This window comes from Hymenobacter jejuensis (assembly GCF_006337165.1).
Taxonomy (GTDB): Bacteria; Bacteroidota; Bacteroidia; order Cytophagales; family Hymenobacteraceae; genus Hymenobacter; species Hymenobacter jejuensis.
The window spans coordinates 967,551-982,279 of record NZ_CP040896.1; the positions used below are offsets into that span (position 1 = coordinate 967,551).

Here is a 14,729-nt window from a genome sequence, read left to right on the forward strand (position 1 = left end):
ATGAGTGCGTCAAATGCTCCATCTGCTTGTCCTTTGGTTTCAGTTATAATTCCGTGCTACAACCACGGGGCTTACTTGCAGGAAGCTTTTGATAGCATCTGGCAACAGGATTATCCGAGAATTGAAATTGTAGTAGTTGATGATGGCTCGACCGATACAACAGCGCAGGTAGCGCAACGCCATGCCTCGGTTAAATACGTTTACCAAAAAAACCAAGGACTATCAGCAGCCCGCAATACGGGCGTCGTGCATAGTACGGGCCAATATCTGGTCTTTCTGGATGCCGATGATTGGCTTCTCCCCGATGCTTTAAAAATAAATGCTCAGTATTTAGAGCAAAACCCTGAATTGGCTTTCGTATCGGGAGGTCACGATAAAATATTTGTCGCTACCGGCTTACTAAAAATCTATACCCGCGAAGTAACTGACAATCATTATCTACAGCTGCTTCAAGGTAATTACATTGGGATGCATGCGACAGTGATGTTTCAGCGTTGGGTATTTGATGCTTTCACCTACGATCCGACGCTGAAGGCTTGCGAAGATTATGATCTGTATTTGCGAATTAGCCGCAAGTACCCGGTCGCTCATCATACCCAAAGAGTTGCCGCATATCGTCTGCACAGCACTAATATGTCTGGTGATATTCCTTTGATGCTGTCCACTGTATTATCCGTATTAAAACGGCAGAAGTCTTTCTTGCACACCGGCGAGGAGAAACAGGCCTATGCCCGTGGCCAGTTAATTTGGAAAGAGTATTATGGCAACGAGCTTTACCATAAAATCACGTCTTCACCGAGAGCCACTAAGGCTGAATTGGCGACCCTGTTGGCAATCCGGCCTGCACAAACTGTGCGCCACCTTCTGCAACCGAAAATGTTTATGTTGAAGAGAATTTTAAGAAAGTATACACCGGACGCAGGGTTGCGATTATTGCACAAAGCCGGAATTTATAAAAACTATCGGCCAGCAGTCGGACAAGTAATAACCGGTGATTTTGCGCGTCATACGCCGTTTAGCACTGAATTCGGTTACGACCGGGGCGGCCCTGTCGATCGGTATTATATTGAAAATTTTCTGCTGCGGGAATCACAGAGCATTCGGGACCGTGTACTGGAAATTGGGGATAATGAATACACTATGCGGTTTGGACAGAACATTACGCAAAGTGACATTTTGCATGTAGATGCTCGCAATTCCAAAGCCACTTTTGTGGGCGATTTAAGTGATTCCCCGCACATCCCAGACAACTTGTTTGACTGTATTGTACTTACGCAGACACTACACCTAATTTATGACTACAAGCAGGCTTTAGCCACTTGCTATCGCATTTTGAAGCCTGGTGGCACTTTACTGCTTACAGTACCTGGGATTACCCCTATTGATCGTGGCGAATGGAGAAAGACGTGGTACTGGTCTTTCACGGATGTGGCATTACATCGCTTGCTGCATGATACTTTTCCGGCTGCAACCATTACCATCGGATCATTTGGGAATGTATTCATTGCTACTGCATTCCTATATGGCATGGGTATTTCAGAAGTCACAAAAGAGCAGTTGGATATGTATGATCCACAATTTCAAGTTATCAATACTGTGAAAGCCATTAAAGCTCATCGTAGTGCTTAAAAACCTGCTTTCTGCAATCAATTTTCTCCCCGAAGCGCATGCATGCGTGCTAATGTATCATCGCGTTGCAAAGTTGGAATCGGATATATGGGAAATTGCCGTAGACCCTGACAGATTTGAGCAACACATGCAGCTGATTAAAAGAAAGGCAAATGTTATTTCTGTTAAAGAATTAACGGAAGCCCTAGGGAAAAAGTCCATCAAAAAAAACACTATTGCAATCACCTTCGACGACGGCTACGCCGACAATTTCCATGTAGCTAAGCCTATACTCGACTACTATAATTTGCCAGCTACCTTTTTTATTACGTCGCAAACAATTGGAAAAGAGGAAGAGCTATGGTGGGATGAGCTTGAAAATATTATACTTTTTTCTGAAAGACTTCCAGCCAAGTGCTCATCAATTCTGGTTGGTAGCATAACAGATTTTGATTTAGAGCAGGAAGTATATCTAAGTAAAGATTTGCTACTGAAGCATCAAAGTTGGAATGCGTGCGAACAAAGCCCGCCAACTTTGCGATGCGTACTATTTTTTCACTTATGGCAAAAATTAAAACCTTTGCCGTATGCAGAACAGCAATTGCAGCTACGGAGTATCAGGCAGTGGGCTGGCAGAATACGCAACGCTAGACCCCAATACAAGTGCCTATCTTACAATGAGTTACAAATATTAGGCAACAGTATTTTGCACGATATAGGCGTTCATACCGAAACGCATCCTGCACTAGCTTTTCATGCGCCCATATTTCAAAAGCAAGAGCTGTTAGGAAACAAAACCTTTTTAGAAAAGGCGACCGGTAAAGACATAAACTTAGTGGCTTACCCTTATGGAAACTACAATCAGGACACAACTGATGTTGTTAAAGAAGCAGGGTTTAAAGCAGCCTTTACAACGGAAGGAAAACCCGTTACTAACGACTCAGACAGGTATCGTTTGGGCAGATTTCAAGTAAAGAACAACCTGGAATACCAGTTCAGCCAGCAACTTCAGCACTGGCTGAACTCTTAAGAACAAAATAAATATGAATCCTGATGCTCTTCCGCTTGTCTCAGTTGTTATAGCGTTCTTAAACGAAGAGCAATTTCTAGGCGAGGCTGTTGAAAGCGTTTTGTACCAAGATTATTCTAATTGGGAATTGCTGCTAGTAGATGATGGCTCAACGGACCGCAGCACTGCTATGGCTAAGCAATATGCAGCGCAGATGCCCGATAAAATTATTTATTGTGAGCACGACGGACACCTTAACAAAGGACTTAGTGCTAGCCGCAATCATGGCATTAAGAAGGCAAAAGGAAATTATGTTGCTTTTCTAGACGCTGATGATATCTGGAAGACTAGTAAGCTTTCTAATCAAATAGCTATTTTTCAGAAATACCCGGATGTAACCATGGTAGCTGAGGCTTCGCTGTACTGGAACAGTTGGAGCAACCCTGAGAACAAAGATATTTCAATCCCTGTGGGTGCCCCAGGAGATCAAGTCTATCAGCCTGGCGAACTTTTGCTTCTTCTCTATCCTCTAGGAACAACAGCGGCGCCCTGTCCATCGGGGTTAATGATTACAAAACAAGGTTGTCTATCATCAGGAGGCTTTGAAGAATCCTTTAGAGGAGATTGTCAACTGTATGAAGATCAAGCCTTTCTGAGCAAAGTGTATACTAATGAGAAGGTGTACATTTCCTCTGCATGTAATAATCTGTATCGCCAGCGGCATGGGTCTATTGTACAAGCTGTGAAAGACAATGGGCATTATCATACGGTACGAAAATATTTTCTGGAGTGGCTTTCATCTTACCTACTTGAGCAAGGTGTTATAAACCATAAATTGGTTGTGGCTTTGAAAAAATCTCTTGAACCTTATCATCATCCTTATATCTACTCTTTCAAGAAATTAGCTGCAAGAATCATTTATAAAATAATTAGATAAAAATCTATTCGGCAGCCATATACAAAATATAAATCAATAACACAGTAGATAATTATTTAGAACAGATAGAATTAATAATTCTATCTGTTCTAAATAATTATCTACTTTTTCCTTCGCAAGAAAGAATGAATTACAGCCTACCATGAATCTTGTAACCTAAAACCATTTTATTAGCTAAGGTGGATGTTCCTGCGCGTCTAGGGTATACTTCCTTACTTTTCCCGTCAACTATACACGATGAGATACTTGACATATGAAGATGCCTCAGCAATGCGCATTACTGCATTGCAAAAGGAAGCTAATAACTTAGCTGTTGCAAGTGGGACTAGTAACCCTTACCAGACCACAATCGACTTCTGCACTACTTTTAAGCACGCATACTAATTCCCCTTCTTCTGACATGTCTGATTCCAACGTCGATATCCAACTCAGCAAACTCGACATACTCGAACGCAAAAACGCCGAAGCTCTGCTCGGTGGCGGCCAGATTCGTATTGATGCTCAGCATAGCAAGGGCAAACTAACGGCGCGCGAACGCATTGATTTGCTGGTTGATGAAGGTTCGTTTGAGGAAATTGGCAAGTTTGTGATGCATCGCTCCAAGGATTTTGGCTTGGACAAAGAGTATTACTTGGGCGACGGCGTGGTGACGGGTTACGGCACCGTACATGGCCGACTGGTGTATGTATTCTCCCAGGATTTCACGGTGTTTGGCGGCTCGCTCTCCGAAACGCATGCCGAGAAGATTGTGAAAATCATGGACCTGGCCATGAAAAATGGCGCGCCTGTCATCGGGCTCAACGATTCGGGCGGGGCCCGGATTCAGGAAGGTGTGGTGAGCCTAGGAGGTTATGCCGATATCTTCTATAAAAACACGCTGGCTTCGGGTGTAGTACCGCAGATTTCGGCCATTATGGGGCCGTGTGCGGGCGGAGCAGTGTATTCGCCGGCCATCACAGACTTTATTCTGATGGTGGAAAACACAAGCTATATGTTCGTGACCGGGCCGAACGTGGTCAAAACCGTCACCCACGAAAACGTATCAAGCGAGGAGTTGGGCGGCGCCAGCACCCATAGCGCCAAGAGCGGGGTTACTCACTTTTCGTGCGCCAACGAAGTAACCTGCATCAACCATATCAAACAGTTGCTGAGCTACATGCCACAGAACTGCGAGGAAACGGCTCCGATGCTACCTTATGAAGCGCAGGGCGACGAGTTGCGCCCTGAACTGGACAATATCATTCCGGAAAATCCGAACCAGCCGTACGACATTCGCGACGTGGTGAATGGCATCATCGACGCCGACTCCTTTCTGGAAGTACACCAGAACTTCGGCGAGAACATTGTGGTGGGATTTGCCCGTTTGGGTGGCCGCAGCATTGGCATTGTGGGCAATCAGCCGGCTGTGCTGGCCGGCGTGCTCGACATCAATGCCAGTACCAAGGCTGCGCGTTTCGTGCGGTTCTGCGATTCATTTAATATCCCGTTGCTCGTGCTGGAAGATGTTCCCGGCTTCCTGCCTGGCACCGACCAAGAGTGGCGCGGCATCATCACCAACGGCGCTAAGTTGCTGTATGCGTTCTGCGAAGCTACTGTGCCGCGCATCACGGTGATCACCCGTAAGGCGTATGGCGGCGCCTATGATGTGATGAACTCCAAACACATCGGGGCAGATATGAACTACGCCTGGCCTACGGCCGAAATCGCGGTGATGGGCGCGAAAGGAGCTGCCGAAATCATCTTCAAACGCGAAATCGCGGCTGCGGCCGACCCGGAAGCCAAGCTGCAAGAGAAAGTTGAAGAGTATCAGGCCAAGTTTGCCACGCCTTACCGGGCCGCGCACCGTGGCTTCGTCGACGAAGTTATTTTGCCTTCCCAGACACGCCAAAAGCTCATTCGTGCGTTTAAAATGCTGGAAAACAAAGTAGATCAGATGCCGCGGAAGAAACACGGCAACATCCCTTTGTAAATATCTGATTATCATACAATTATGCATATCGACAATACTCAACTGGCAGATGAAAATGCCGTTGAGTTAGGAGGCATGCAGCCTTCGTTGTAGTTTCGGCTTTGCCAGTGGCACCTACTTTCGTTGTTGCTTGTTGAGGCCCCAAAGTTTTTGGCCAAAAGCACATCTAAACCTGCCTTCTGCGCGAAAGCACTTTTATTCCGGCCCTAATCTCACACCTACATGCGCACTGAAAGTTTCGATTTTCTAGAGAGATACATTAATAACGCTTCGCCGACCGGCTTCGAAAAAGAAGGCCAACAGCTGTGGCTTGAATACATCAAACCCTACGTAGACGACTATTTTGTAGACACTTACGGCACGGTGGTGGGTGTCATCAATCCGGAAGCGAAGTATAAAGTTGTAATCGAAGCGCATGCCGACGAGATTTCGTATTTCGTCAATTATATCACCAAGGAAGGCTACATCTATTTGCGGCGCAACGGCGGCTCCGACCCGCTGGTAGCGCCTTCCAAACGCGTTAACATTCACACGGCCAAGGGCATTGTGAAAGCCGTATTTGGCTGGCCCGCCATCCATGTGCGCAAAGTAGAGCAGGACAAAGCTCCTACCATCGAAACTGTATTCCTGGATTGTGGAGCGGCTTCTCGCGAAGAAGCCGAGGAAATGGGCATTCACGTTGGTTCGGTAGTCACTTTTGAAGACGACTTCATGGTGATGAACAGCAAGTACTACGTGGGCCGGGCCCTCGATAACCGCGTGGGCGGCTTTATGGTGGCGGAAGTAGCCCGATTGCTGAAGGAAAACAGCAAGACGCTGCCCTTTGGCTTGTACATCGTGAACGCGGTACAGGAAGAAATCGGGTTGCGCGGTGCCGAAATGATCGCGCATCGCATTCAGCCCGACGTGGCCATCATCACCGATGTAACCCACGATACGCAGGCGCCGATGTACGAGAAAAAAACCAGCGGCGACATTCATTGCGGCAAAGGCCCGGTGATCACGTACGGCCCCGCAGTGCAGAATAACCTGCGCGATCTTATCATTGGCACAGCACAAGAAACGGAAATCCCATTTCAGCGCGCGGCGGCTACGCGCGCTACAGGCACCGACACAGACGCTTTTGCGTATTCCAGCGCCGGCGTAGCTTCAGCACTTATCTCCTTGCCCCTTAAGTACATGCACACAACGGTAGAAACCGTTCATGCGGACGACGTAGACAACGTAATCAAGCTGATCTACGAATCCTTGCTACGCATCGAAGACGGGCATGATTTCCGGTATTTTAAATAAAAATCACTGTTAATCAGCTTCTTAACTAGATTTTTGTTCGTTAAAATGTTCAAAACGCCCGCCTATGTCGGGCGTTTTGTGTTTGGATACTTTTGGATTCCTGATTTTGCCGACCCTAATGGAAGAGTTGTTCGACAAAGGCCACCCGCCAGCTTTACCCCTGACTACCACCGACCAAATGAACCGCCGAGTGGTGGTGCCGTTTCCGCCGCAACGCATCGTGTCGTTGGTGCCTTCCCAAACGGAATTACTTTACGACCTGGGGCTGGGAGCGCGGATTGTGGGAGTAACCAAATTCTGCATTCATCCGGCAGAAGCACGCCAGCACGCTAAGGTAATCGGCGGTACCAAAAACTTTCACGTCGAGGAAATAATGACCCTGAAACCCGACCTGATTATTGGCAACAAGGAGGAAAATTATCAGGAAGGTATTGAACAGCTAGCGGCACAGCATCCGGTCTGGATGAGCGACATTGCGACGCTGCCCGAGGCGCTGCGCATGATTCGGCAAGTCGGCCTGATTACCGGCATGGCCCAGCGTGCCGACCGCTTGGCCCAGCAAATCGAGGTAACGTTTGCTGAATTGCCGCCGGCGCAAGCGGTTCGTTCCGCTGCCTATTTTATTTGGCGCAAACCGTATATGGTAGCCGCTGCCGGCACTTTTATCGATGCTATGCTGGCGCGCGCAGGATTTGCCAACGTTTTTTCGCAACAAGCACGCTACCCCGAAATCACCGCCGACCAACTGGCGGCGGCTCAGCCGGCCGTCATTTTGCTTTCCTCTGAGCCTTACCCCTTCGCCGAAAAGCACATCGCCGAATTTCAAGCACTATGTCCAACGGCTCAGGTGCGCATTGTCGACGGTGAAATGTTCAGCTGGTATGGCAGCCGCTTGCAATATGCGGCTACTTACCTTTCTTCACTAACTAGTTCTCTTGCAAACACTTAGCAACTAGCCAATCTCAAAACCAGCTTTCTCCAGCTCTGCCCAAAACTGCGGATACGATTTGCGTACCACTCCTGGTGCCTGCACTGCCAGCGGTCCGAGCAGCGCCAAGGGAGCGAATGCCATGGCCATGCGGTGGTCGTGGTAGGTTTCTATGGTTTGGCCATCAACTTGGAAATTGCTGGAACGCACGTAGAATCGCTCGGCGCCTTCTTCCGTGAGCGAGGCGCCAAATTTGGCCAACTCGTTTTGCAGCGCCGCAATGCGGTCCGTTTCCTTGATCCGTAGGCTTTCCAAACCGGTCATTTCCAGTACAGTGCCTTTGGCCGCAGCTACTACGGCTACCGTTTGGGCCAAATCAGGACAATCGCTAAAGTCTTGACTAACTGAAGGTTGCGAAGGGCATTGTGTGAGGCGTACGCCATCGGTCAAAAACTCCGTGGCCACGCCTAGTTGCGCCATAATGCCCACGATGGCTTGATCCCCCTGCCACGATTGCTGTCGTAGGCCGGGCAGCGTAATCTCGGAGCCGGGGGGTGCTAACGCAACCATTGCGTACCAATAACTCGCTGCCGACCAGTCGCTTTCAATGGTGTAATCGGCGGGATGATAGGGCTGCGGCCGCACTTCAATAGCAGCACCCAAATCGCGACAATTGTTGCCGAAATGCTGCATCAAGGACTGCGTCATGCGGATGTAGGGCCGGGAGCCGACTTTGCCAGTAAGCCGGATGCGCAAGCCCGCCGGCAACGTTGGCCCGATCATCATCAGGGCCGAAATGTACTGGCTGCTGATATCGCCGCGCACGCTTAGCTCAACTGGTTCGGTGGCGGTCAAATCTGGCTGCCACCCTTGCAGACGCAACGGCGGATAGCCCTGGTTAGCAGCGTATTCGATGGTAGCTCCCAGTTGTCGCAACGCGTCCACCAAAATGCCAATGGGTCGTTCTTGAGCGCGGGGGGTGCCCGTGAGCAGCACCCGCCGATCAGTAACGGTGAGGTAGGCCGTCAGAAACCGCATGACGGTGCCAGCGTCTTCGGCGTCCACTACTTCGGCGTTCGGCTCGGCTAGCAAGCGACGCATCAGTTGCGTGTCGTTGGCATCCGAAAGATTGTCGAGCTGGCCGCCGCCGGCGAGCGCTTGCAGGATGAGGGCGCGGTTGCTCTCGCTCTTGGAAGCGGGCAGTTGGGCCGTACCACCGAGCTGGCCACCGAGCCAGCGCAGGGTCAGAGAAGACTGAGCGTTAATAACTTACTACTTTAAAGATGAAACTCTGAGGCCGACTGTATGGCTACAGGCGGTGGTAATAACGCAAGGAATCGATGATTTCTGCAAGCGTCACCGGCTGGTCGTACACGGCGCTACCAATGCGTTCCAGCAAGGTACAATTGATCACATCGCCTGCGTTTTTCTTGTCCTGCCGGGCGTATTCGGCGATGGCTTCGGTTTCCAGCAGGATAAACTGAATCTTTTCGAACACCGAAAAGAGGAAGGTTTCGATCTTGTCGAGGGCGTCTTCATCGAGCAACCCTTTTTTTACCGAAAGCCACGTTTCGCACACCATGCCAGCAGCTACGGCCTCGCCGTGTAGCACTTCGCGGCCCGGTTGCGTTAGTAAGTAACTCTCAATGGCATGGCCGACCGTGTGCCCGAAGTTAAGAACTTTCCGCAGGCCACCCTCCAAAGGGTCGGCGGCTACAATGCGCTGCTTGGTAGTCACGGATTCGCGGATGATGCTGGTCCAGTCATCGACAAAAAGGCCGTTGTGGCGCTCGGTGTTAAACGCCTCTGCATCAGCAATTAACCAATGCTTCACGATTTCGGCATAACCAGCTTTGAGCTGACGCGGATCAAGTGTGGTCAGAAACTGCGGCTCGATAAAAACGCCCGCAGGCTCCTGAAATACGCCCAATTGGTTTTTGAAACCCAGAAAATCGACGCCGGTTTTACCCCCGACGCTAGCATCTACCTGCGCTAGCAGTGTGGTTGGCACCTGGGCGCAACGAATGCCCCGCTTGTACAAAGCGGCGCAAAAGCCCCCCAAATCGGTTACTACGCCCCCACCCAAGTTTACGAGCACCGAAAATCGGTCGGCGCGCTCTTCGGTCAGGGTAGTCCAGACGGTGTCGCAGGTCTGGATCGTCTTGTACTCCTCCCCGGCCGGAATTTCAATCAATACATGGTCTATGGGCAAGTGTGGCTTCAACTGCGGGTAGCAGACACGCGCCGTATTGGAATCTGCCAACACCAGCACGCGGCTGACTGCTGGCTGACGCAACAGAGTAGCCAAAGCAGGCAAAGCTTCTGGGCCGATTACCAAAGATTGGTCTGAAAATTGTAGCATTAAAAGAAATATTTGTTCTGCTTCTGTGTTTTACCACACAAAAATACCTTGTTTTGATGCAACCCTGTCTGGTACGTTCTGCTCATACATTCACAAACTAGTTTTGCCTATTTAAGAATTTTATGCACTTTTTTTATCGGGTTTTAGCTATGGGCTGCTTGGTTGGCCTTGCTATAGTTACGTGGAATTGCAGTCGCGATTCCGTGCCCACCGTCGAAGAACAATTAGTAGGCCGTTGGGAGTGGGTTCAAACTACAACTAAATCCGGTGTGAACGCCGCTACGCCTAGCAACACGGGCCATACCAACGTTATCGAATTCGACCGGCGTGGCCGCGCTCGTTTCTACCACGACGGCAGCCTGACGGGAGCCGCCATGTTTTCGGTCCGCCGGGGAGTAAGCGCCAAAAACCACCGCAAAGGCCATTTTATCATCTACCGGGGCTATAATAACGAGCAGTTTTGCTCAGTCTCCGGTGATAAACTGTTCTTGGAGGACGCGGGTGGCACGAAAGGTAGCCACGTGTTTTTCAAAGAAGCATCGCATCGCAAATTTGCTACAGCAATGAACCAGCAATAAGAAACGCGTTATCCACATAAGCATCTGACAATCTGATACTTATGTGAATAACGCGTTTCTTGCTTTTCCCTGAGGTGCTGAACTTGTGCTATTCTGGGCGGTTGAGCACTTCCGTTTGCTTTCGAATACTTTCCAAATGGATGAGCTTATACAGCTCGGCCACGAATTTCTCGTTGACGTGCAGCTTGGCTGCCCATTCCGGCCGCGACGTGAAGATTTCGTTCCAGCGATCCAACTGCAGAATCTTGACGTTGTTTTCTCGCTTGTATTCGGCCAGCTCCTCTACCAAAGCCATGCGCCGGGCCAGCGCTTCGACGATTTCGCGGTCGGCCACATCCATTTTCTGCCGTAGCTCCTCAGCCTTATTAATGTAGTCGGCGTTGTTGCTGGAGCGGTAGCGGTACTTGAGTTCACCTAAGATTTCGCCGAGCCGCGCAGGCGTCACTTGCTGCTCCGCATCGCTGAGGGCATGGTCGGGGTCGGGGTGGGTTTCGATGATCAGCCCATCGTAATCGAGGTCGAGTGCTTTCTGGGCGATGGGCAAAATCAGGTCGCGCTTGCCGCCCATGTGGCTCGGATCGCAAATCAACGGAATGTGTGGAAAGCGAGTTTTGAGTTCAATGGCGATTTGCCAAGTCGGCGCGTTGCGGTAACGCGAAGGCGCAAACGTGCTGAACCCACGGTGAATCGCCGCCAAGTCCCGGATGCCGGCGCGCTCCAGCCGCTCCAACGCCCCGGCCCACAGTGCCACGTCGGGGTTGACCGGATTTTTGACCATGACGGGCACGCCTGTTCCAGCCAGCGCATCGGCCAATTCCTGCACAGCAAACGGGTTGACGGTGGTACGCGCCCCAATCCAGAGTACATCGACGTCGTGTGCTAGCGCCTCTTCGACGTGGCGCGGCGTGGCTACTTCGACGGTAACGGGGATGCCGACTTCGGTGCGCACGCGTTGCAGCCACTTCAGGCCCACCGTGCCGATGCCCTCGAAGGAGCCGGGCCGGGTACGTGGCTTCCAGATTCCCGACCGGAACAAATCCACGCCTAAATCCTTAAGGGCCCAAGCCGTAGTCAAGATCTGGGCCTCGGTTTCGGCGCTGCACGGCCCGGCGAAAATCAGGGGTTGGCCCTTGGCAGCTAATTTGCGAGTGAAGAAAGTATCGGTAGCAGCAGTGGTTTCCATAACTAATAACAGAACAAACAAGACCGGCAAAAGATGCAGGCCCAAGCTGCACGCTCCACCCGGAAAAGATTTGGCGGGAAGGTAACTCTGTCCGCCGAAACGATGTTTAAAAGTATCTTCGCCCACCCAAAATCCCCGCCCAAATTTTGCTTCGTATGCCTGTAACCCAAGCTCCGCCCATTTCCTTCGAAGACACGGCCGTCGCGTTTGCCTCCAAACCCGATTTTGCACTGCGCAAGATGTACGCCCTGTTCGCCGCCATGAACAACAACACGCTAGTGAAAGCCGGCGGCGGCCTGATGAAAGTCGCCCTGAAATGGCATCTTCCTGGTACTAAGGCACTTATAAAAAGCACCATTTTCAACCAATTTTGCGGGGGCGAAACCATCAAGCAATGTGTGCCGGTAGTAGAAGAGCTAGGCCGCTATAACATCGGCACCATTCTGGACTATTCGGTGGAGGGTGAAGGCAGCGACAAAAGCTTCGACCACACCCGCGACGAGATTCTGGCGACCATCGATCTGGCGCATCGCTCCAAGCACATCCCCTTTTCGGTGTTTAAAGTAACCGGCCTCGCCGATAGCGGAGTGCTGGAGAAAGTACAGGCTAGCCAGCCTCTATCGGCCGCCGAGCAGGCCAGCTACGATCGCTCCAAAGCCCGCGTCGATGCCATTTGCGAGCGGGCTCACCGCTATGGCGTTCGGGTGTTCGTGGATGCCGAGGAAAGCTGGTTTCAGGAGACCATCGACAACCTCGCCTACGACATGATGGCCAAGTACAACCGCGAGTCGGCCATCGTTTTCAACACCTATCAGCTGTACCGCCACGATCGATTAGAAGCCATTCAGCGCGACTGCGAAAACGCCCAGCGCGATGGTTATTACCTAGGAGCCAAGCTGGTGCGCGGGGCTTACATGGAAAAAGAAGCCCGTCGGGCCGTGGCGCAGGGGTATCCTACTCCTATTAACCCCACGAAGGAGGCATCAGACCAGCTTTACAACGACGCATTGCGTTATTGCGTGGAACACGTTGGCCGCATCAGCATTTGTGCCGGCACGCACAACGAAGCTAGCTCGCTGTTGCTCACGCAGTTGATGCAGCAACATGGCCTACGCCCCGGCGACCAGCGCATCTGGTTTGCCCAACTCTATGGCATGAGCGACAACCTGAGCTATAATTTGGCCAATGCGGGCTACAACACGGCCAAATATGTTCCTTACGGCCCCGTGGAGGCCGTAATGCCATACCTGCTTCGCCGCGCCGACGAGAATACGGCCATTGCCGGGCAGAGCAGCCGGGAGTTTTTATTAATCCAGAAAGAAATTTCGCGGCGTAAGTCTATTAGATAGGATTTTTTCCTATCGGCACAATTTTAGCTTGAAAGTTCCTCCTGCTTGGGCACCCACCACAAGCAGGAGGCTTTTTTTTGCTAATTTCCCACCCCTAATCCCTTCTTTATTCGCTGATGAACGGCAGAGTACGCAGCCATCTGATTCGCTTTTCCCGCCACCAGGTGGGCACCACTAGCTACCTCAACTTGGTTCAGGAAGCCGAGCTAGGGTTCAACCTGGAGATTTCGCACGAGAAAGCGCGCCTAAACGACATCCTGTCCGAAATTTCCGAGAAGGAATTTCATGCCGGGCGGCCTTTGCTGAGCTGCTTGGTAACCGTGAAAGGCGCTAAAGGACAAGGAGATAATTTTTTTAAGCTCTGCGAACGCCTCGGGTTGGGAGAGTGGCGCACGCTAAAACAAGATCCCGATTTCCTAAAAAACCTGCGCACTGAGTGCCGTGCTTTCTGGAAAGACGAAGCAAATTTTAAGCGCTTTGCATAGAATAGGGATGGATTGAGGAATTGTGTAAAGGGAAAAATGAGCTAGCCCGAATTGACTTGCAGGATAAATTTCTGTAACCCCCGCGTCTGGCTCATCGTTAAGCTAACCAAGTCAGCGATACCAGCTTCCTTTCCAACTGCTGGTATGTGTGACTGTTATTCTCCCTTTCACATAACTATCCACCCCCATGAACACCAACGATTCAATCAACCCGACGAATTCAGGCACTGGCTCAGGCGCAAACTATGGTACTGGCTCGGCCGGTAGCGGTTACGGCACAGGCAGCGAAGCCAGTTCGAGCGGCAATATGAGTAATTCTACCACTGGCGATTCTAGCTTGGCTGGTTCTACCGGTTCTACTTCTTCAAGCACTACTTCAGGTTCTAACCTGTCGGGCAGCAGCGACTCTTCTTATAGCTCAACTTCGGGCTCTACCTCGGGTGGCATGCTGACCAGCACGTTCAAAGACCGTGACAGCGCCGAGCGTGCTTACAACTCACTATCGTCGCGCGGTTACGGCAAAGACGATGTGAACTTGCTCATGTCGGATGAAACCCGCAAAAAGCATTTTGGCGATAATACTCCTGATACCGACCTAGGCGACAAGGCCATGGAAGGCGCTGGCGTAGGTTCGGCCATTGGTGGTACTGCCGGTGCCGTAATCGGCGCTATCGCGGCCATTGGTACTTCAGTAGCCTTGCCAGGCTTGGGCTTGGTGATTGCAGGCCCGATTGCAGCTGCCTTGGCAGGTGCCGGTGCGGGCGGTCTGACGGGTGGCTTAGTAGGCGCTCTAGTAGGCTCGGGCATCCCAGAAGATCATGCTGCTCAGTATGAGAGCGATATCAAAAACGGCGGCATCGTAATGGGCGTGAAACCCCGCAACGACGAAGACGCTCGTTATTTCGAAGATGAGTTCCGTCGCAACCAAGGCGACCGTGTAGCTCGTTTTTAGTAGCTGCTAAAGCTCATTAAATACAAAATGCCCTTCCCCACGGAAGGGCATTTTTGTTTATACAGAGAGGTAGAGA

The 14,729-nt window shown here is 50.9% G+C and carries 13 protein-coding genes; 10 read left to right on the plus strand and 3 right to left on the minus strand.

Going from position 1 to position 14,729, the window contains the following annotated elements; translation table 11 throughout:
- Nucleotides 1–75: 75 nt before the first annotated feature.
- The 6 genes from FHG12_RS03750 to FHG12_RS03775 all read left to right on the plus strand — a co-directional run bounded on the left by FHG12_RS03750 (nucleotide 76) and on the right by FHG12_RS03775 (nucleotide 7,765).
- Nucleotides 76–1,629 carry a glycosyltransferase gene (locus FHG12_RS03750; protein ID WP_230471279.1) on the plus strand — a complete coding sequence of 518 codons (1,554 nt, stop codon included), beginning with the start codon at nucleotides 76–78 and terminating at the stop codon, nucleotides 1,627–1,629.
- Complete coding sequence (locus tag FHG12_RS03755; RefSeq protein WP_139514407.1) at nucleotides 1,622–2,638, plus strand: polysaccharide deacetylase family protein; 1,017 nt, start codon at nucleotides 1,622–1,624, stop codon at nucleotides 2,636–2,638. The genes FHG12_RS03750 and FHG12_RS03755 overlap by 8 nt, the downstream gene beginning before the upstream one ends.
- A 13-nt stretch (nucleotides 2,639–2,651) precedes the next feature.
- The gene (locus tag FHG12_RS03760; RefSeq protein WP_139514408.1) at nucleotides 2,652–3,554 is read left to right on the plus strand and encodes a glycosyltransferase; all 903 of its coding nucleotides are present in this window, start codon (nucleotides 2,652–2,654) and stop codon (nucleotides 3,552–3,554) included.
- A 400-nt stretch (nucleotides 3,555–3,954) separates the two neighbouring features.
- A complete protein-coding gene (locus FHG12_RS03765) occupies nucleotides 3,955–5,523 on the plus strand; it encodes an acyl-CoA carboxylase subunit beta (RefSeq protein ID WP_139514410.1) in 1,569 nt (522 codons plus the stop codon).
- A gap of 222 nt (nucleotides 5,524–5,745) precedes the next feature.
- Complete coding sequence (locus FHG12_RS03770; protein ID WP_139514412.1) at nucleotides 5,746–6,816, plus strand: M42 family metallopeptidase; 1,071 nt, start codon at nucleotides 5,746–5,748, stop codon at nucleotides 6,814–6,816.
- Between the two features lie 118 nt (nucleotides 6,817–6,934).
- On the plus strand, nucleotides 6,935–7,765 hold the full coding sequence (locus FHG12_RS03775; RefSeq protein WP_230471280.1) for a helical backbone metal receptor: 831 nt from the start codon (nucleotides 6,935–6,937) through the stop codon (nucleotides 7,763–7,765).
- 3 nt (nucleotides 7,766–7,768) lie between these two features.
- Here the strand turns inward: FHG12_RS03775 and FHG12_RS03780 are convergent, their stop codons facing one another.
- Together FHG12_RS03780 and aroB are read right to left on the minus strand one after the other, a co-directional pair.
- Complete coding sequence (locus tag FHG12_RS03780) at nucleotides 7,769–8,845, minus strand: 3-phosphoshikimate 1-carboxyvinyltransferase (protein ID WP_230471281.1); 1,077 nt, start codon at nucleotides 8,843–8,845, stop codon at nucleotides 7,769–7,771.
- Nucleotides 8,846–9,053: 208 nt separating this feature from the next.
- Nucleotides 9,054–10,106, minus strand: a complete 1,053-nt coding sequence (gene aroB / locus FHG12_RS03785; RefSeq protein WP_139514416.1) for a 3-dehydroquinate synthase — start codon at nucleotides 10,104–10,106, stop codon at nucleotides 9,054–9,056.
- A gap of 203 nt (nucleotides 10,107–10,309) precedes the next feature.
- Between aroB and FHG12_RS03790 the strand changes: the two genes are divergently transcribed.
- Nucleotides 10,310–10,684: a hypothetical protein gene (locus tag FHG12_RS03790; RefSeq protein ID WP_139514418.1), complete on the plus strand. Its 375-nt coding sequence runs from the start codon at nucleotides 10,310–10,312 to the stop codon at nucleotides 10,682–10,684.
- An 88-nt stretch (nucleotides 10,685–10,772) separates the two neighbouring features.
- On the opposite strand, the gene FHG12_RS03795 is transcribed toward FHG12_RS03790, so the two are convergent.
- Complete coding sequence (locus FHG12_RS03795) at nucleotides 10,773–11,867, minus strand: bifunctional 3-deoxy-7-phosphoheptulonate synthase/chorismate mutase type II (RefSeq protein WP_139514420.1); 1,095 nt, start codon at nucleotides 11,865–11,867, stop codon at nucleotides 10,773–10,775.
- Between the two features lie 155 nt (nucleotides 11,868–12,022).
- Here FHG12_RS03795 and FHG12_RS03800 point away from each other — a divergent pair, with 155 nt between their 5' ends.
- The 3 genes from FHG12_RS03800 to FHG12_RS03810 all read left to right on the plus strand — a co-directional run bounded on the left by FHG12_RS03800 (nucleotide 12,023) and on the right by FHG12_RS03810 (nucleotide 14,653).
- On the plus strand, nucleotides 12,023–13,216 hold the full coding sequence (locus tag FHG12_RS03800; RefSeq protein ID WP_139514423.1) for a proline dehydrogenase family protein: 1,194 nt from the start codon (nucleotides 12,023–12,025) through the stop codon (nucleotides 13,214–13,216).
- A gap of 116 nt (nucleotides 13,217–13,332) precedes the next feature.
- A complete protein-coding gene (locus FHG12_RS03805) occupies nucleotides 13,333–13,701 on the plus strand; it encodes a hypothetical protein (RefSeq protein ID WP_139514425.1) in 369 nt (122 codons plus the stop codon).
- 187 nt (nucleotides 13,702–13,888) lie between these two features.
- Nucleotides 13,889–14,653 carry a hypothetical protein gene (locus FHG12_RS03810; protein ID WP_316247990.1) on the plus strand — a complete coding sequence of 255 codons (765 nt, stop codon included), beginning with the start codon at nucleotides 13,889–13,891 and terminating at the stop codon, nucleotides 14,651–14,653.
- Nucleotides 14,654–14,729 lie beyond the last annotated feature (76 nt).